The sequence below is a fragment of the Bacillus sp. J14TS2 genome, assembly GCF_018333015.1.
GTDB lineage: Bacteria > Bacillota > Bacilli > Bacillales > Bacillaceae_C > Lederbergia.
The window spans coordinates 26,638-44,598 of sequence record NZ_BORE01000015.1 but is presented as its reverse complement, the minus strand read 5'-3'; the positions used below and the strand labels follow the sequence as shown (position 1 = coordinate 44,598).

At 40.4% G+C, this 17,961-nt stretch carries 19 protein-coding genes and 2 other annotated features (1 of these 21 only partly in view); of the genes, 17 read left to right on the top strand and 2 right to left on the bottom strand.

The features are described from left to right. Positions 1-272, top strand: a binding site (T-box leader); it begins 200 nt to the left of the window's first position. A gap of 51 nt (positions 273-323) precedes the next feature. Next, positions 324-557 (top strand) — a binding site (T-box leader). 133 nt (positions 558-690) lie between these two features. From trpD to KI375_RS20255, 14 genes are all read left to right on the top strand, one after another. Next, entirely contained in the window at positions 691-1,716 is a 1,026-nt protein-coding gene (gene trpD / locus KI375_RS20320) for an anthranilate phosphoribosyltransferase (protein ID WP_212975253.1), read from the top strand. After that, positions 1,717-2,505: an indole-3-glycerol phosphate synthase TrpC gene (trpC, locus tag KI375_RS20315; protein WP_212975252.1), complete on the top strand. Its 789-nt coding sequence runs from the start codon at positions 1,717-1,719 to the stop codon at positions 2,503-2,505. After that, the gene (locus KI375_RS20310; RefSeq protein ID WP_212975251.1) at positions 2,506-3,165 is read left to right on the top strand and encodes a phosphoribosylanthranilate isomerase; all 660 of its coding nucleotides are present in this window, start codon (positions 2,506-2,508) and stop codon (positions 3,163-3,165) included. It abuts the gene before it with no gap. Further along, entirely contained in the window at positions 3,140-4,345 is a 1,206-nt protein-coding gene (gene trpB, locus KI375_RS20305) for a tryptophan synthase subunit beta (RefSeq protein ID WP_212975250.1), read from the top strand. The genes KI375_RS20310 and trpB overlap by 26 nt, the downstream gene beginning before the upstream one ends. Beyond that, the gene (trpA, locus tag KI375_RS20300; RefSeq protein WP_212975249.1) at positions 4,338-5,132 is read left to right on the top strand and encodes a tryptophan synthase subunit alpha; all 795 of its coding nucleotides are present in this window, start codon (positions 4,338-4,340) and stop codon (positions 5,130-5,132) included. The genes trpB and trpA overlap by 8 nt, the downstream gene beginning before the upstream one ends. Before the next feature lie 223 nt (positions 5,133-5,355). Beyond that, on the top strand, positions 5,356-5,631 hold the full coding sequence (locus tag KI375_RS20295; RefSeq protein ID WP_212975248.1) for a hypothetical protein: 276 nt from the start codon (positions 5,356-5,358) through the stop codon (positions 5,629-5,631). A 401-nt stretch (positions 5,632-6,032) separates the two neighbouring features. Continuing rightward, the gene (locus tag KI375_RS20290) at positions 6,033-6,908 is read left to right on the top strand and encodes an ABC transporter ATP-binding protein (protein WP_212975247.1); all 876 of its coding nucleotides are present in this window, start codon (positions 6,033-6,035) and stop codon (positions 6,906-6,908) included. Positions 6,909-6,910: 2 nt separating this feature from the next. Then, complete coding sequence (locus tag KI375_RS20285) at positions 6,911-9,034, top strand: ABC transporter permease (protein WP_212975246.1); 2,124 nt, start codon at positions 6,911-6,913, stop codon at positions 9,032-9,034. Further along, positions 9,031-9,714 carry a hypothetical protein gene (locus tag KI375_RS20280; RefSeq protein WP_212975245.1) on the top strand — a complete coding sequence of 228 codons (684 nt, stop codon included), beginning with the start codon at positions 9,031-9,033 and terminating at the stop codon, positions 9,712-9,714. Before KI375_RS20285 ends, KI375_RS20280 begins: the two co-directional genes overlap by 4 nt. A gap of 44 nt (positions 9,715-9,758) precedes the next feature. Then, complete coding sequence (locus KI375_RS20275; protein ID WP_212975244.1) at positions 9,759-10,307, top strand: RNA polymerase sigma factor; 549 nt, start codon at positions 9,759-9,761, stop codon at positions 10,305-10,307. Further along, positions 10,304-11,107, top strand: coding sequence for a hypothetical protein (locus tag KI375_RS20270; protein ID WP_212975243.1), 804 nt, complete (start codon positions 10,304-10,306; stop codon positions 11,105-11,107). Before KI375_RS20275 ends, KI375_RS20270 begins: the two co-directional genes overlap by 4 nt. Continuing rightward, entirely contained in the window at positions 11,104-11,832 is a 729-nt protein-coding gene (locus KI375_RS20265; protein ID WP_212975242.1) for an ATP-binding cassette domain-containing protein, read from the top strand. The genes KI375_RS20270 and KI375_RS20265 overlap by 4 nt, the downstream gene beginning before the upstream one ends. Before the next feature lie 100 nt (positions 11,833-11,932). Continuing rightward, a complete protein-coding gene (locus KI375_RS20260) occupies positions 11,933-12,769 on the top strand; it encodes a metallophosphoesterase (protein WP_212975241.1) in 837 nt (278 codons plus the stop codon). 305 nt (positions 12,770-13,074) lie between these two features. Then, a complete protein-coding gene (locus KI375_RS20255) occupies positions 13,075-13,434 on the top strand; it encodes a hypothetical protein (RefSeq protein WP_212975240.1) in 360 nt (119 codons plus the stop codon). Between the two features lie 660 nt (positions 13,435-14,094). On the opposite strand, the gene KI375_RS20250 is transcribed toward KI375_RS20255, so the two are convergent. After that, positions 14,095-14,736: an SDR family oxidoreductase gene (locus tag KI375_RS20250; RefSeq protein ID WP_212975239.1), complete on the bottom strand. Its 642-nt coding sequence runs from the start codon at positions 14,734-14,736 to the stop codon at positions 14,095-14,097. A 269-nt stretch (positions 14,737-15,005) separates the two neighbouring features. Here KI375_RS20250 and KI375_RS20245 point away from each other — a divergent pair, with 269 nt between their 5' ends. The 3 genes from KI375_RS20245 to KI375_RS20235 all read left to right on the top strand — a co-directional run bounded on the left by KI375_RS20245 (position 15,006) and on the right by KI375_RS20235 (position 16,533). Then, on the top strand, positions 15,006-15,497 hold the full coding sequence (locus tag KI375_RS20245; RefSeq protein WP_212975238.1) for a helix-turn-helix domain-containing protein: 492 nt from the start codon (positions 15,006-15,008) through the stop codon (positions 15,495-15,497). Between the two features lie 163 nt (positions 15,498-15,660). After that, the gene (locus KI375_RS20240) at positions 15,661-16,020 is read left to right on the top strand and encodes an SCP2 sterol-binding domain-containing protein (protein WP_212975237.1); all 360 of its coding nucleotides are present in this window, start codon (positions 15,661-15,663) and stop codon (positions 16,018-16,020) included. Between the two features lie 363 nt (positions 16,021-16,383). After that, entirely contained in the window at positions 16,384-16,533 is a 150-nt protein-coding gene (locus KI375_RS20235) for an Lmo0850 family protein (protein ID WP_191967372.1), read from the top strand. 104 nt (positions 16,534-16,637) lie between these two features. Here KI375_RS20235 and KI375_RS20230 read toward each other — a convergent pair whose 3' ends face one another. After that, positions 16,638-17,939: a hemolysin family protein gene (locus KI375_RS20230; protein WP_212975236.1), complete on the bottom strand. Its 1,302-nt coding sequence runs from the start codon at positions 17,937-17,939 to the stop codon at positions 16,638-16,640. Between the last annotated feature and the right edge of the window lie 22 nt (positions 17,940-17,961).

Sequence of the window (17,961 nt, the reverse complement as noted above, 5' to 3'; positions counted from 1 at the left end):
ATACATGAGCAGCGCAGAAACAAGCCAACGAGCTTTCACAGGATGTGGTGACTTCGACGTTCGACACAGGACGTGTCGGTACTTAGTCGAAGGTCCTTTATCTCGCAGTGTCATTTTTACCGGACTTTTTGAACATCTTCTTGAATAGGTGGTAGGCTTTGGCGTAAAGGTCTTGGCGTTACAGAGACTAGGCATAAGCTATAGCTTGTTGCTGTCAAAGTGAGCTGAATTTCAGCTAATAAAGGTGGTACCACGGGTTCCTCGTCCTTTGGATGAGGGGCTCTTTTTGTGTTATACCATCGTTTAAAAATAACTATATCTATAATAAATTGTTGAGTAAGAGGAGTACATTTGGTAAGGCGGTAAAGAGAGTCGGTGTTGGTGAGAATCCGGCGCGTACTGCCAAATGGAATGGACTTACGAGAGATTTCCTGAACAGTGAGTAGGGAAATACGGTTTCCACCGTTAATTGGACCTGAGTATCGGCTTTTTCGATACTCAATGAGATGAGGATTTATTCCTCAATAGAGGTGGCACCGCGACTTTTCGCCCTCTGTCCTAAGTATATTTTTGCTAGGACAGGGGGCTTTTTATATTCTGACAACCTTAGCCGATGTTTGTTTGTCGAGGTTGACCAAGGCGCTTGCGCTTTTTACAAACTTTTACCCTTATTAAAAAAGGAGAATGAAAATGAAAATTTACTTGCAAAAATTAATGGCAGGAGAATCTTTAACAATAGAGGAAATGTATCAGGCAGGGAGATATTTATTCGAAGGAGAGGCAACGGAAAGTGAGGCAGGGGCTTTACTTGGCTTGCTTGCCTTAAAAGGAGAATCAGCAGACGAAATTGCAGGTTTGGTGCAAGCGATTCGCGAGAAATCTCCTGCAAGCTTACATGTAAATCATAGTGTCATTGATAATTGCGGGACTGGTGGAGATGGTTCTAGCAGCTTTAACATCAGTACGACCTCAGCATTTGTGATTGCGGGAACAGGAATCAAAGTGGCGAAGCATGGCAACCGAAGTGTTTCGAGTCAAACGGGGAGCGCTGATGTATTGGAATACCTTGGGGTTTCTCTTGATCCCCTGCCTGAAGAAACGGAGGAATTGCTAGAGGAAAACGGGATTTCCTTCTTATTTGCTCCCCATGTACATCCAGCGATGAAGGCTGTGATGAAAGTACGAAAAGATTTACGAGTGCCAACTATTTTCAATCTAATTGGTCCATTGACGAACCCGGTTGAATTGGATACGCAATTACTTGGCATTTATCGACGAGATAAATTAATGCTGATGGGGGAAGTTTTGAAAAAGTTAGGTCGTAAGAGAGCTGTGATTATCAATGGTGCCGGTTTTCTTGATGAAGGTTCATTGGCAGGAGAAAATCATCTTGTCATTTTAGAGGACGGGAAGTTAACCTCCACTATTCTAACACCAGAAGATGTCGGGCTTCCGTTTTATACAAATGAGGAAATTCTTGGTGGTGACGCAGAAAGAAATGCTCAAATCATGCATAGTGTGTTAAGGGGAGATGAAGGTCCTTTCCGCGATACCGTTCTATTGAATGCAGGAATAGGTATTTATGCCAATGGGAAGGTGCAGACAATCCAGGAAGGGATCGAATCTGCCAAACAAAGCATTGACTCAGGAGCGGCGCTGGAGAAATTGGAGTTTTTAATTAGAAAAAGTGAAAAATCCCGACAAGGAGTGGTTTAAATGACAATTCTGGATACGATTCTGAAGCAAAAGGAATTGGAGGTTCAAGAGCTAAAGGCGATTTATAGTGGACATAAAACGGAGCCATTGAAAAAACGTCCTTCCCTATATTCCCAATTTATGGATTCAGTAAATATGAATGTGATTGCCGAAGTGAAGCGAGCTTCCCCTTCAAAAGGGATGATTAACCAAGATGTAGATCCTGTTGCTCAAGCAAAAGCCTATGCCACGGCTGGGGCAGGAGCAATATCGGTTTTAACAGATCGAAAGTTTTTTAAAGGATCAATGGCAGATTTATCTGCGGTCGCTCAAGCTGTTGATGCCCCTTTGCTATGTAAGGATTTTATGATTGATGAGGTGCAAATTGATGCAGCCAAAGAGCATGGGGCCAGTATTATTTTGCTGATCGCAGCCGCTTTACCCGAAACAAGATTAAAAGAGTTATATGAATATGCCCACTCCCAGCAGCTTGACGTTTTATTCGAGGTGCATAATGAGGAAGAAGCCGAAACAGCCCTTCGTGTAGGAGCCAATATAGTTGGCATTAATAATCGCAATTTAAAAACCTTCGATGTCGACTTGGCAGTAACGGAACGAGTTGCTTCTATTCTTCAGCAAACAGACCGACTGCTTATTAGCGAGAGTGGAATGAAAGAGAAAGCGGATGTTGAAAGGGTGCAGGAAGCGGGAGCTAAGGGGATCCTTGTTGGAGAAACACTGATGCGCTCAGGCGATATTCAACAAACAATGAATCAATTTAGAATCCCTTTCACGAAGGTGGCGAAGTAGATGCAAGTGAAAATCTGTGGAATCACAACAAAAGAAGCGGCACAGACTGCAGTAAGGGCTGGGGCTGATTTTCTTGGATTTGTATTTGCCAAAAGTAAAAGAAGGGTTCCACCTGAACAGGCAGCTGAAATAATTCGGCAACTGCCTTCACATGTAAAATCGGTAGGAGTATTTGTGAATGAAAGCAAGGAAGAAATTCAACGGATCGCCGCATTAGCTAACCTTGATTATGTACAATTGCACGGGGCAGAGTCACCTGAATTTTGTTCAAATCTTGGCCTTCCAGTGATTAAGGCTTTTTCTATTAAACAGGAAAAAGATCTTGATGCGCTAAAACAATATGATTTTGAGTATGCTCTTGTTGATAGCCCAGGGGTTCAGTTTGCGGGAGGAAGTGGCATTCCCTTTGATTGGAATTTACTAGAATCCCAGCAATTGCCAAGAGAGCAACTAATTTTAGCTGGCGGGTTAACAACTGAAAATGTGCTTATGGCTATTTCCAAAGTTCATCCGAAAATAGTGGATGTTTCCAGTGGAGTTGAAACAGACGGGGAAAAAGATCTAGTAAAAATAAAGACATTTATTAAAACCGTAAAAACGTATCAAGCAAATCAAACATCCAGGAGTGAAGAAAATGGCTGTGTACACATCACCAGATGAAAAAGGAAAATATGGACCATACGGTGGTCGTTTTGTGCCTGAAACCTTGATGACCGCTGTATTAGAATTAGAGGAAGAATACAATAAGGCGATTCAGGATCCCGCGTTCACGCAGGAAATGGATTATTATTTAAAGCAATATATTGGACGGGAAACTCCACTTTATTTTGCAGAAAATCTATCGCAGCAATTGGGTGGGCCAAAAATATATTTAAAGCGGGAAGATTTAAATCATACTGGGGCTCATAAAATTAACAATACGATCGGGCAAGGACTCTTGACCCAAAGAATGGGCAAGAAAAAGGTTGTAGCTGAAACAGGAGCAGGGCAGCATGGTGTTGCAACAGCAACTGTTTGTGCTTTATTGGGACTGGAATGCATTGTGTTTATGGGAGAAGAAGATATTAGACGTCAAGCATTGAATGTCTTCCGAATGGAACTGCTCGGGGCAGAGGTAAGGGGAGTGTCCCAAGGTAGTGGAACGCTGAAGGACGCAGTGAACGAGGCATTGCGTTATTGGGTGGCCAATGTTGAAGATACGCATTATATTTTAGGTTCAGTTGTTGGACCTCATCCATTTCCGCAGATTGTTCGAGACTTTCAAAGTGTGATCGGCCAGGAAACAAAACAACAAATTCTCGAACAGGAAGGGAAGCTTCCTGATGCGGTTGTGGCTTGTATCGGGGGTGGCAGCAATGCAATGGGGATGTTTTACCCATTCATTCAGGATGAAGCTGTAAAGATCTATGGTGTGGAAGCAGCTGGATCGGGTATCGAAACGGGAGAACATGCAGCTGTTCTAACAGATGGAAAAGCGGGCGTTTTACATGGAACGATGACCTATCTTTTGCAGGATGCACATGGACAAATTCAAGAGGCTCATTCGATCTCGGCAGGACTTGACTATCCAGGGGTAGGACCAGAACATTCCTATTTAAAAGATCAAGGTCGTGTGAATTATACATCTGTGACAGATGCAGAAGCGTTGGAAGCTTTTCAAATGCTTTCGAAAACAGAAGGTATTATCCCTGCGCTAGAAAGCTCTCATGCTATAGCGTATGCCGTGAAACTTGCGAAGGAAATGAAGACCTCTGAAACAATGGTGATTTGTTTATCTGGCAGAGGGGACAAAGATGTCGATGCAGTTCGGTCTGCGATTGGAGGACAAAACAATGGGTAAAGCAAAAATAGACGCGGCATTTTCTGCTGTGCTTAACCGGGGAGATAAAGCCTTTGTTCCCTATATTATGGCAGGAGATGGCGGCCTGGAAAATTTACAAGAGCAGATCCTGTTTTTAGCGGAAAATGGAGCAACGGTTGTAGAATTAGGAATTCCCTTTTCCGATCCTGTTGCAGATGGGCCAGTAATCCAAGAGGCTGGTATTCGTTCTCTCGAGAATGGCACAACGTTGGAGGCGATCTTAACAAGTCTTGAGGGCTGGAAGGATACAAGAGACATACCAATCGTACTCATGACGTATATTAATTTGATTTATTCATTAGGGATTGAAAAATTCGCGAAACGTTGTGAAGAAGTTGGCGTGGATGGACTAATTATTCCCGATCTTCCATTAGAGGAAGAAGAACTGGTGACGCCCACATTAGAGAAATTTGGAATTGCTTTGATCAGACTTGTAGCGCCAACAAGTCCTCCTCAACGTATTAAACAAATCGCCAAGCGTTCGGAAGGATTTTTATATGCGGTAACCGTAAAAGGCACAACGGGTGTAAGAAGCGAATATGAGGAAGGAGTAGAAGCATACTTAGCAGGACTGAAGGAATATGCGGAAGTCCCAGTATTAGCTGGCTTTGGTGTTTCATCACCAGCCCAAGTGAGCACGATGAGTGAGCACTGTGATGGTGTGATTGTGGGAAGTAAAATTGTGGACGCCCTTCATCAGAATGATAGGGAAACCATAGCGGCATTAATAGCTGCATCTAAAAAATCAACCGCGAACCTAACATAAAGTGAAATGCAATCGAAACTTTACTGGCAGTTTATCCCCACCCATGCTTCTCTGTATTCTCTAAAGCCTTGAGGTGGGAGGATTCCTGCCCGTTAAGCGGGATGAAAATAGTGTAAATTTCACAATTGTCTTTAAATCGTAAAGGACTTGTTATTCTTTTCATGCTTGATTACTTGAAAAATAGGGTAAAGAATAAACAAATAATGAAAAGGAGGCAAGTCCTATGGCTAGAAAGAGCTTAAGCCCGTATGTACTGTTAGGGATTGGAATTGCCGGTGCCACATACTTGCTACAGGAAGAGAATCGACATAAAACATTAGGTACTGTTCAACAGATGAAAAAAACTGTACAAAAATGGTGTAATAGACAGAACTCTGAAATTCAGGAAAAGATGATCGATAAAGCAGGCCATCCGAACCCCTTTGATGAAGGCGATGCGGAAATGGTCTCAGAAGGCGCAATGTATGCGGTTGAATATTATAACAAGGAAGAGCAATAAGCTTAAATCCTACCTAAAATCCAAGCGTGCTGATAGAACAGCACGCTTGGATTTTTTAGGTTAAGAAAATTATAAAATTGTCGCTTGCGGATTACCTCGCTTATCTTGGAGTTGGTGTCTAGCTCTAGACGCTATCGGCGTTGCGACGTACAGGATGTACTAGTGCAGACGAAGCGACAGGACGTCGCGTTTGAGTCTGCCGCCAGGACGGCGCGAACTTAGCCGATGTTCTGCATGATAACCTGAGCCAATGAAAGGCAAAGAACGCCTTTCTTTGTATCCGAACATTTGCTTGTCGCCGATAGGCGGGCGCCTTCCGCTTTTCTTGATTTCTTTGAAACATTCCCCAGTCCTGCTTCGTGTAAGGGATAAGAAAGCTTTATAGGGGGAGAAAAAGCAAGATGTCTACGATAAAAATAGAAGGTTTAAGTAAGTCTTATGGGAAGGTTCAAGTGTTAAAGGATATCAACTTGCAAATTGATACAGGACTATTTGGATTACTTGGGCCAAATGGCGCGGGGAAGACTACGTTAATGAAGGTGTTAAGTACGATTCTTCCATGGAAGGATGGGGAAGTAACGATATATCAACATAATCTCCAGAAAGATGGCGACAAGGTTCGGGAGTTGCTCGGCTATTTACCGCAGCACTTCCATGCACCAGGACAATTTACAGGGAGAGAGTTTTTGCATTACGTTGGGTCAATGAAAGGTCTAACTGATAAAAAAGAACGAATGGAGCAGGTGGAAGGGCTTTTAGAAAATGTAAATCTTCAGCCACAAGCTGATAAAAAAGTCAAAAGCTATTCGGGTGGGATGAAGAGACGACTTGGGATCGCGCAAGCACTGCTTGGCAAGCCGAAATTCATTATTTTAGATGAGCCAACAGCCGGACTTGACCCTTCTGAACGAATTCGATTTCGCAACATCATTGAAAAGTTGAGTAAGCATTACACGATTATCTTATCGACACATATTATTAGCGATATAGAATCAAGCTGTGAAAAACTGGCGGTATTAAATAATGGGGAAGTCCTGTTTCATGGGACAACGGAATCACTAGCTGAACACGCAAGCGATTTTGTATGGGAGTTAGCTGTACCAGCTGCCGAATATGACCAAATTGAAAAAGAGCATGTGATTATTTCCAGTCGAAAAGAAGAAGATCATGTGGTTTTTCGTTTTATTTCTGATTATGCACCAGATTCTCGTGCAATCCGTGTTAAACCAACGCTTGAAGATGGATATATGGCCGTTATAAACGGGGTGACGAAATAACCATGTTAAAAGTAATTTTTAAAAAAGAGTCTGTCCTATTACTTCGCAGTAAGTTTTTAGCAATTCCGCTTATGATGAACGTTCTTTTTTGGGGATATATCGTCGTTTCCTATGAAATCAAAAATATACATATGCAAGAACGAGCAGCCGCTTTTTATAGTGTGTTTCTTTGGGTGTTGCTATTTAACATATTGGTGCTCGGCTTATTTGCTGTTTATATGACAAGTAAGGATAGAGAAAGTGAATTTGAAGCATTAGTTGTAACCTATCGTGTGAAAAATTCAGAATGGCTGATAGGGAAATGGCTTGCAACCCAATTGTATGGGCTGACGATTACATTCATTACATTACTCATTCAGACAGGCTGGTTTCTAACTGGAAAAATGGCTGTTGGAGATGTTGTTAAAAATATCTTTTATGTATTTATGCAAATGGAAGGTGCATTGTTTTTCGTCATTTCACTTGCTTTTTTATGTGGAGTTGCACTGAAAAATATCTTTGCTTATATCCTAGTGCCAGCTATTTTAACTTTGTCTTTAGGATTACCTATTGATTATACGGATACGGGGACTGCCCTCTGGTTCGACAATCCAAGATTGCATCTATTAACACCCATAGATCTGGTGTATGTGGGCTCTCCCTTTGAAGGGATATGGGGAATACATCGTGTATTGGGAAGTACATTTATGCACCAATCTGCAATATTTTTACTAGGAGTGCTTGTAATTCTTATTGCGGTCATATTGTTTTATCCGAATCGAAGAATCCAAAAAGAGCTAAAGCTTGTGCCAATTCTAATCACCATCGTTATTGTCCCGATGTTTTTATTAGGAGGGGTTCGTTATTTGCAGTATGATCAGGCACTTAAACAATTTGTTACGACTGCCGAGCCATATGTAGAAGGATATGAAGGTAGTGAGCGGTTAGAGGAATACTACGAGTGGTGGAACGCTTATTATGAATCTAACCGTGATCATACGAAATACGATTTTTCAATAGAGCGTGCGGATCTTGATGTCGAACTTCAGTCAGATAATCAAATTGCTGTGGCGAGTAAGCTAACGATTAAACATAACGGGAATAAACCGACAAAGGAAGTTAAGCTGACATTGTATCATGGGCTGCAGATAATGGAATGTACAAGCGAATCTGAGATTACGTGTACGCATGATCATGATTTGATTACACTTCAGCTTGATAAGATGATGGATCCCGGAGATCAGTTTGACTTGGACCTAAATTATCAGGGGAATATTCTACAATATAGTTATGAAGGGTATATGGAGAATTCATTTATTCGAAATAATCGTGTGTATCTTCCAAAAGAAGCTGCTTGGTATCCACTCATTGGTGAGCGCCCATTAATTGTTGCGCGGGAGAGGGATGAATATTATTTACAGTTTGAGGAAAGAAATGGCAGTCTTGTAGAGGATTTTCCTACAGCTTTTACGGTTAAGCTTGCGAATGAAAATAGTAACGTCCCAGTTGCTTTGACAATTCCTGAAATAGGAGCGGGGATGTATGAGGGAACGACACAATATGGTTTGTCTTTGGTCGGTGGCAATATAAAAGAAACGAACGTCGAGCAAATTCGAGTGGTTGGTCATCCAGAGATAGTAAATGCGACGACAGAAACAATCAAAAAGTATCAAAAAGTATGGACATTTGTCGAAGAGTGGTTGGATGTGCCAATGACACCTGAAGTGATTTATATTTTGAACGATCGGCATGCCTATCTTGCGGAAGATACGCCAAGCCAAGAAGTTTTGATATGGAGCACGGATGAACTGATATATTCGGAACATGATGAAGAAGTGGCTTATTCCGCAGTTAGTTATTTGCTAGATACAGGTTTTTCTATGAAAAGAAGCGATGATTTATCTATACTATTTGAGCTAGTGACATGGTCGGTTTTAGGAGAACTTGAAGATGTGGGGAATTTTAAAAAGTGGTATGAGTGGCCGGAGAAACCGCAGATTTTGGATACTTTAGATGAATATGAAACACAGGGCAGGTTGGATGATGTCGTAAAATCCATATATCTGTATTATGCTGACTTAGAAGATAAGAGTGAATTTAATATAAAAACAGCTTTGCAATTATATGAGGGAGAAAAGGGGCTATGAACGGTTTAGGAATTCGAATTCGCCTCTTTTTAAAGCTCTGGTTTACATCATTATATGCGGTCTTGATCATGCTGCTTATTCCAATTACAGCGCTTGTCATATATAGTCAAGGTACCTATACAGTTGAAGACCTAGCAAGTATGGTTTATGAAGAAGTCGTACCGATTTGGTTTATCCTGATTTTGCAATGGTGTTTGTCGATTGATATTGACTCAAAATTTCATCTGCAAATGATGACTTATCCTATTTCGAGATGGCAGTTTCTTTTGGAAAGATTATTCATTTCAACGGTTATTTTTATTGGGTTATTAAGTGTTGTGTCATTTGCTTTGAGTCCTTTCATGGGGGCCTTTGCTTGGCAAAGTATAGCATTTGCAGTCCCCATGTATATTACATTTGCTGGATTTATAATGGCTGGTACGGTGTTTACGAATCATTCAGTAGGTGGCTTATTACTAGGTATTCTTTTTTGGATGTCCTATGAATTCGGGGAGATATTGCTAGGGAACTTGAATGTCATTTTACTCAAATATGGAAGCGTGTATACATTTGTGAATGGGGAAACTCAGTTTTTTGCTGAAACAAATCATTGGATTCTCTATAATCGTTTGTTTTATATGGGGATAGGTGTATTATTCATTGGACTAGCAATATGGAAAACCAATAGGAAAACGGTTTGAAAATTGGAAATTTCAGTTCTTTTGCCATACGGAGGGGGATAGGCATGCAGGATGAAGAATATATGCGTGAATTGTCTTTTGGCAATGACTCCGCATTAGATACGCTTGTTTTCCGGTATCATAAACCTCTGTACGGATATGTCTATCGATTGCTAAAGGATGAAAAAAGAGCAGAAGACATTGTCCAAGAGACATTTATGAAAATATATCAACAAGGACAAAAAGGATATGTCCCTGAATCTTTTAAACCATGGATGTATAAGATCGCAACAAATGCTTGTCGTGATTATTGGCGAAAGGCGTCTACAAAAAGAGAATACTCAACAGATACAATGACAGAAGGTCAAGAAAAAATCTATCATATTATTGACCATCAGCTTGAGCGCCAATGGATGATGGATGCGTTAGATCGATTATCAGCTGATTATCGGGCCGCTCTCTATTTACGGTTTTATCAAGATTTACAATATGCGGAAATTGCTTTGACGCTGGAAGTGCCTGTGAATACAGTGAAAACGTGGATTTCAAGAGGTTTAAAACAGCTTGAAGGAATCTTAATTGAAGATGAGCGGAAGGGGCGGGAACGGATATGAAGGAAAACGATGAGTTATCAAAGTTAGAAAATGAGTGGCAAAGTCACTTTGACCGATTTACTGTCCCGGAACCAACGCGAGAACAGAGTATGCTTTTGCTTGAAAAAATAAAAGGGAGCGAAGTAGAGAAGCCGATTGATTTGCGAGCAGAGCTAGAAAGAGCGCAAGAAAGGCAATCTATTTCAGCGCAAATGACGAACTTATTTTTATCACAATGGAATTTTCACGGTGTGCGCAGTTGGTTATTCACAGGAATTGTGATGCTCATCTTGACGATCACGATTAGCCAAAACTGGGGAAGTGGGGAAACTGGGTTTACGATCTGGATTAAGTGGGCTTCGCTCATTATGATTGCGGTTATAAGCTATGCGTTTCGGGCAAAAAATGAGGGAAACGACATTATTGAAAAATTAAGTTATACTCCGCTTATGCTACAAATGTTTACCCGATTTCTTATTGTGCTCGTTTTCCAATTAGTGATTGCATGGCCACTCAGCTTGCTCGTACTCGATGAAACAAGTTCGGTTTTCTATATGCTCAGTTCCTTTACGCCACTCATTTTTTTCGGTGTTGTTGGATTTGTTGGGACACTTTGGCTTGGTCAAAAGCTCGGAGTAACCCTTGCACTTATTGTTTGGTTTGGGCAAGTATTATTGGAAGATCGCTTGAACTTCGCTTCACTATTTCAAGTACCAGGAGATGACAATTTCTTACTCATGAACCTTGTTATATTGGGGATTTCCTGCCTGTTATTAAGTAGTGTGATGTTAAAAAGTCGTCAGTTGAAGAATAGGTTATGAGGATTTCACTAAACAATATCACGTGTAAGAAGGAAGGCATCCCAGTCTTAAAGGATATCACTTGTTCCTTTGGAAAAGGACTTACTTATATTGTTGGAAAAAATGGTGCAGGTAAAAGTACGTTGTTAAAGCTAATGGCCACTGCAATTACGCCTGATGAAGGAAATATTGCGTATACGAAGTTGCTTAGGGATCCAGGAATGGGGATGCATCGCCAGCAGATAAGTGTGGAAGAAATTAGGCGAGTCATCGGTTTTATGCCTCAACATTTCACAGGCTATCCTGAAATGACGATTGAAAGATATTTGAAACATATGGCCTTTCATAAAGGCATTCCGCATCAACTTGTGAAATCCTTGATAAAGGAATGGTTGAAAGATGCAGGTTTAATAGAAATAAAAAGAAAAAAGCTACGGAATCTCTCAGGTGGTCAGCGGCAAAAGGTGGGCCTCATCCAGGCGTTAATCAATCAACCAAGACTTTGTATTTTGGATGAACCATTTGAAGGGTTAGATACAAAGGAGAGGCTATTTTTCAAACGAGTTCTTCACAGGCTGTCTTATCATAGTATGATTATTGTCAGTACCCATTTGCTAGAAGAAATTGAACAAACAGCAGATGCCAGTATGTTGTACATTTCAGAAGGTGCAATATCCTTTTACGGTGGGGCAGACGAGTTAGATAGGATTGTAGAGAATCTAACAATTGACACAAAAAAAGGATAACAGGCGCCTTGCGCTTTTGTTTTTCATTGAAAAGATAATCATACCATGTCATGATGATCAATATATTAATAGTACAGTCTAACTGAAGGGATCTTATTGCATGGTTCGAAAAATATTCATATTGCTAATTTGTCTACTCGTTCTTTGGATATTCTTAGAATTAAATAATTCATGGATACAAACAACGAGATATACGATTAAATCCGAAGAAATACCGAAAGCATTTGATGGTTTGAATATTGTGCAGATCTCTGATTTGCAGGAGGCGACTTTTGGAGAGAAGCAGGTAAAACTGATGAATGCAATCCGAAAAGCGAACCCCGACTTGGTTGTGATTACAGGGGATTTGGTTGATAGCAATCATTATGATTTAGCCAATAGCCTAGATTTAATTGAACAATTAGTTGCCACCACAGATGTCTTTTTTGTTATAGGGAATCATGAGGTAGCGATTAATCAAGTGGACGAGATTACGGAGACGTTATCATCCCTTGGTGTTCATGTGTTGCGGAACGAGGCAATCCACTTGGAGAAGGACCGTGAAGTGATCTCCATTATTGGAGTGGATGATCCGCTGATGATGGGACAGCAAAGCCCTGTTCAGGCGATGGAGCAAATGGTACAAGCAGCACTTTCGACTGTTCCTCAAGAAAGGTACACTGTACTTCTTTCACATCGACCAGAATTAATCGATGTGTATGCAGAAAATGAAGTCAACCTTGTGTTTAGTGGCCATGCACATGGTGGACAAATACGATTACCGGGAGTGGGGGGCTTGATTGCTCCTGGGCAAGGATGGTTTCCTCGCTATACATCAGGGGAACATCATGTGGAAAAAACGACGATGATTATTAATAGAGGGTTAGGAAATAGTCTTTTTCCTTATCGGATCTTTAATCGCCCTGAAATTATTGCCGTCACATTGAAAAATAGCTAAAGTGGTAAAAGCGCTGACGTCAATCGCAAGCGTCCACACTAGCACATCCTGTACTGCGAAAGTTCGAGATGGACTTTCGCTTGTTGTGCTGATATCTACGTTGCTCATAGGACGAGTCGGTACTTAGTCGAAGATTATTTATCTCTAGTGTCGTTTTCCGAGGCCTGCAGGACGCAGGTCATAAAGGCGTGGCGCTTGTCGGCGCGAATTTAGCTTTTGGTCCTTATTTTGAACATCCTTTATAAAACGTATAAATTCATTTTAAATAGGCATCCTTTTCATATAGGTAAAAGGAGGCACTGTTTATGCTAAATGTTTTGCTAAAGATCATTGTGATTCCAATCATTCTGATCCTTGCATCAAAAGTATTACCGGGGGTTTATTTTCCCTATCTTTATCAGCCGATTGTAACGGGTGTAACAATGGCAGTGGTGGGGTCCTTACTTGAATTTGCGCTTTTAAAAAGAGGTACGTTTTGGCTAAGTCTGGCTGCTGATTTTGTGGTGTCAGCTATCATGCTCTATACCTTTGCTTATTTTTTCCAGGGGGCATTTACTACCCTTTTCGGTGTTATTCTAACTTCGGCCCTTATTACAGCTGTCGAATTTTTTGTGCATTTATGGTTAATTGGGTCAGGTAGAGCGAGGAAAGAGCCGTCTTTATAAAGAAGGAAGGAACAAAAGTGTTTTCACCAAGGAAAAAACGAACTAGTATGGTGTATATACTCGCTCCGGAAATACCTTCGCTTTCCGCGGGCGAGTGGCAAGCCTCCCAGCTGCGCCTTCCGGGGTCTTGCCGAACTCTCACTTCCCGCAGGAGTCTACGTATATTTCCTTCGCTAAGATAATACCTTGTTCATCTTTGGGGCTTACATTTTAGTTATGTCCCAGCCTTTTTAATGTCTTGAAAATTATAATATCTTGGCTAATCTAGTGTTAGGATTAGTGTCGTCGGTGCAATTAACTTGAATTGCGCAACTTCGAGATGCGATCGCGCTACTTTGTCATCTGCTTGCGTTTTATTCATCCGAATTCATATCCCAGTCCTTTTTATCCCGAATTAACGGGCAGTAATCCCCCCCACCTCAAGGCTTTAGAGAATACGGAGTAGCATAGGTGGGGGATAACTGCCCATAAAAAGCCGATTGGTTCGGACCGACAGGAAGTTGGTCACAAAGGAGTTGCGACGTACAGGACGTACTAGTGCGGGCGAAACGACAGGATGTCGTGCTTTGAACCTGCCGACAGGACGTCGCGAATTTAGCCTTTGGTCTTCTTCAATCAGTGGGGATGAAAGGAACCCCCACTGATTGAAGGTTCGCTTTATTAGATAATTTCTAAGGCTTTTTCAATGTCTTTGTCACCAGATATGACTTCAAATATTTTATTTTGTGCGTTTTTTATATGCAAGGAAGCAACCAGAATATGCGCTACGTCTCCGCGAGGAATTTGGCGTTCATCAACAATGTCTAATTTCTCAGCGATTGCCACTTTACCAGTTGAGGAATCATGAGTTAAGCCACCTGGACGGACAATGGTATAGGTAAGACCGCTATTGATGAGATAATCATCGGCTTCCTTTTTTGCTGTTAAGTAATGTTCGATCGGTCCCTGAGGCTCATCCGCACCAATTGCACTTAGCATCACAAAATGGGAGATCTGATTCTCTTTTGCTGAGTCAATGAGCTTTTTGGCTCCTTCTTGATCGACTTCAATTGTTTTATCTGGCCCTGTATGGGAACCGGAACCGGCTGCAAATATAATTGCATCCATTCCTTTGGTGATTTCATGATCAATTTCTTGCTCGAGATCTGTCACAATGACTTCGGCGGCACCTAATTTCATCAGTTCCTTTTCCTGATTTTCATCCCGAATCATTGCATACAGATGATCCTCTGTATGAGTAGCCATATAATCAATGATCAATCTTCCTGTATGACCGTTCGCTCCGACAATTAAAACTTTCATTTATATTCACTTCCTTTTTATTCATATAATTTCCGTAAATTCCTTTGACTAAACTCTTTTTAAAACTCCATTTTTTTGATGACTCTTATCCATCGTAGAAAACAAACAATCTGTCAGAAATTGCTGAAAGTGGAAAATACTGAAAAAAGGGCGCGAAAACTATTTAGTGAGAATGACAAAACCACTCTTTAAGTGACAGATTTAGAGAAAGGAAATCAAGCGAATCCCATTGAACTTTTAGAGTAACAAGAAAATCGGGAGGAGATTCAGTGGAACAGTCCATTTTTACAACAGAGGCGGCGAGGAATTTAGGGGTCGGGGTAAGTACTTTAAGAAAATATGCAGCTTTATTAGAAGCAAAGGGATATGAATTTGAGCGTGATCATCATAACAATGGACGGATTTTTAAAGAAGAAGACCTGGTCCTATTATCTTCTATGTTACAGAAAATGGAGGAAGGGATGTCTGTCGAATCAGCGGCAGAATTAATGGCGGGACAAGGGAAAAAGTCTTCCTCTTCATCGCAATCAAAGGATTTACAGGAATTCATTGCCCAAATAAAAGATCTAGAAGTTCAACAAGCGTCTCTCACAGAAATGAATCATCATCTGGTAAAGCAAGTAGAAATATTGACAGAAAAAATAGAGGAAAGAGAAAGAGAGCAACAATTATTTCGCTTAATCGAGGAATCTCGCAAAAAAAAGAAACGGAAGGGAATTACCTTTTTAGGACCGTTAAATCCTTTGGCTGGTAAGCGTTAGAACGATCCATACAGGCTGTTTTTATTTCTCCACAATTATTTTGCAAATACTTTGAAAAGATGACAATTTTGACTATACATTTAAGAAAAAATTCATTTCAACGTATTTGTATGTGCTTACATGCTATAATAAAAGCATTAAGAGTTGAGGAGGATTTAAATACATGGCCATTGAATTTGTTGATCAGTCCATCGATGAGATATGGGAGCAAATTGTCCGCATGATGAATGAATGTCCCGAACCACATCAGGACTCAGAATGCGTTTATCAATTTGATCTTTCTGGGGAAATGGATGGTACGTATCAGCTGATCTTAAATAAAGGAAAAGTCTCGGTTGAAAAGGGAAGCCCTTACAACTACGAATGCAGACTTATAATGGATTTTAATGAATTCAAACAGCTTTTATTTGGCCAACTTAATAGCACGATGGCTTATATGATGAGGAAAATTAAAGTTGATGGCAGCCTTGGACTGGCATTGAAGCTAGAAACTTTATTGAAAAAATATAAGGAGCTCAAATGATAAAGTATTGGCGGTTAGATCACTAAGGTCTGGATTCTATAGAACTGGATCGTTCAGTGACTATGCGTACATACACACAGGGTATGTACGTTTTTGTCTTGTGCTAACCTCCACCTCAAGAATTACAGTCATTAAAAGACCGATTTGTTCAACTTGCAATCAGTGGGGATCGATTGAAGTTTCATTTTATAGCAGCACTTTTTTACATAAAATGTGATTATTTTCAAGTAAGCTGGGTAAAGTAATAAAAGTTAGAACAAAATAGTTGACAAATTGATTAACCTTTAAAAAAAACGATATACAGTCACTAGAATTTGAGGTAAAATATAACTAAGATGTCAAATCTTAAAGAGGTGGATCTTCTTGCAAAGAGATCATGACCAACTTCAGAAAATGATATGTAGTCTATCGGAGATTGGTGTAAAAATATCGAAAACGAAGTCTAGACTGGAATTAAGTAAGGTTGTTGAGAATGTGGATAGACTTCGGAAATACCCTGAACTGCATTCATAAGGAAAAATAAACTGGGCATACATTGGACATGTCTAGTTTATTTTTTTGTTTTTTTACAGAGTGCAATCTTAAGCCGTGGCTGGACATCTCCACCCACAGCTAAATCAAGATTTCTGCACTTTTCTTACCTCAACAGTCGTAATGTGGGAACCTTCCATAGTCTGGACTTGGAATTGGTAGCCTTCCGCTTCGACCGTATCCCCTTTTCGTAAGTCATATTTTTGTGTCAATAACCAGCCGCCGATTGTATCGACTTCATCCGCAAGCAGGTGAATATTTAGTAGTCTATTTACTTCTTCAATAAGTAATTTTGCTTCAAATACATAATGATCTTCGGTAACTTTTCTAATTTCCGGTACCTCATCAGAATCAAATTCATCGCGAATTTCACCAACAATCTCTTCAAGTATATCTTCAACAGTAATAATTCCTGCTGTTCCACCATACTCATCGAGCAAAACGGCCATATGGGTTCTTTCTTTTTGCATTTTGACTAATAGGTTTTGAATGGGGACTGTTTCGATTACGCGAATAATCGGTTTGACATAAGGCATGATAGGCTCACTACCATGACAATCTCCATGGATGCAGTCAGTCAAAAACTCTTTGACATTGACCAGCCCAATAATTGTATCTTTATCCCCCTCGATAATCGGATACCGAGTAAATCGTTCATGCTTAATGGTTTCCATGATTTCCTCAATTGTTGCAGACTTTTCGATTGTATAAACTTCTACCCTTGGTACCATAATTTCCTTTGCAATGCGATTGTCAAATTCAAAAATCCTATTCACATATCGATATTCAGATTGGTTAATTTCCCCGCTTTTCAAGCTTTCCGAGAGGATAATTCTCAGTTCTTCTTCAGAATGAGCAAGCTCGTTTTCTGAGGAAAGTTGAAAACCAAATATTTTTACGATAAAGCGGGCTGAATGGTTAAGAATCCATATAAAGGGATACATCATTTTATAAAAAAAGATGAGTGGGGCAGCAACGATCATGGCGACTTGTTCCGCCTTTTGAATCGCGATCGTTTTAGGTGCCAATTCCCCGACTACGACATTGAAAAAAGTAACAATGGTAAAGGCTAGGATGAATGAAATGATTTTCACAAGCGAATCTGAAAGAGGTAACCGTTCAAATAGAGGATGGAATAGTGTCTGTACTGTAGGTTCACCAAGCCATCCCAAGCCAAGAGCGGCAACAGTAATCCCAAGTTGGGTAGCGGACAAATAACCATCCAAGTTGGCTAACAATTTTTTTGTTGTAATCGCTCTAGAATTACCTTCGGCGATTAATTGATCAATTCTAGAACTCCGTACTTTCACAATTGCAAATTCAGATGCAACAAAGAAAGCGGTTAAGGCGATTAATAAAATGACAAGAAAAATATTTAAAAAAATCAATGGAGTTATCTTGCTTTCAAGC

Bases quoted from the DNA above. Each gene is read 5' to 3' on its own strand.
- trpD (WP_212975253.1), top strand. From the start codon at position 691: ATGAAAATTTACTTGCAAAAATTAATGGCAGGAGAATCTTTAACAATA.
- trpC (WP_212975252.1), top strand. From the start codon at position 1,717: ATGACAATTCTGGATACGATTCTGAAGCAAAAGGAATTGGAGGTTCAA.
- KI375_RS20310 (WP_212975251.1), top strand. From the start codon at position 2,506: ATGCAAGTGAAAATCTGTGGAATCACAACAAAAGAAGCGGCACAGACT.
- trpB (WP_212975250.1), top strand. From the start codon at position 3,140: ATGGCTGTGTACACATCACCAGATGAAAAAGGAAAATATGGACCATAC.
- trpA (WP_212975249.1), top strand. From the start codon at position 4,338: ATGGGTAAAGCAAAAATAGACGCGGCATTTTCTGCTGTGCTTAACCGG.
- KI375_RS20295 (WP_212975248.1), top strand. From the start codon at position 5,356: ATGGCTAGAAAGAGCTTAAGCCCGTATGTACTGTTAGGGATTGGAATT.
- KI375_RS20290 (WP_212975247.1), top strand. From the start codon at position 6,033: ATGTCTACGATAAAAATAGAAGGTTTAAGTAAGTCTTATGGGAAGGTT.
- KI375_RS20285 (WP_212975246.1), top strand. From the start codon at position 6,911: ATGTTAAAAGTAATTTTTAAAAAAGAGTCTGTCCTATTACTTCGCAGT.
- KI375_RS20280 (WP_212975245.1), top strand. From the start codon at position 9,031: ATGAACGGTTTAGGAATTCGAATTCGCCTCTTTTTAAAGCTCTGGTTT.
- KI375_RS20275 (WP_212975244.1), top strand. From the start codon at position 9,759: ATGCAGGATGAAGAATATATGCGTGAATTGTCTTTTGGCAATGACTCC.
- KI375_RS20270 (WP_212975243.1), top strand. From the start codon at position 10,304: ATGAAGGAAAACGATGAGTTATCAAAGTTAGAAAATGAGTGGCAAAGT.
- KI375_RS20265 (WP_212975242.1), top strand. From the start codon at position 11,104: ATGAGGATTTCACTAAACAATATCACGTGTAAGAAGGAAGGCATCCCA.
- KI375_RS20260 (WP_212975241.1), top strand. From the start codon at position 11,933: ATGGTTCGAAAAATATTCATATTGCTAATTTGTCTACTCGTTCTTTGG.
- KI375_RS20255 (WP_212975240.1), top strand. From the start codon at position 13,075: ATGCTAAATGTTTTGCTAAAGATCATTGTGATTCCAATCATTCTGATC.
- KI375_RS20250 (WP_212975239.1), bottom strand. From the start codon at position 14,736: ATGAAAGTTTTAATTGTCGGAGCGAACGGTCATACAGGAAGATTGATC.
- KI375_RS20240 (WP_212975237.1), top strand. From the start codon at position 15,661: ATGGCCATTGAATTTGTTGATCAGTCCATCGATGAGATATGGGAGCAA.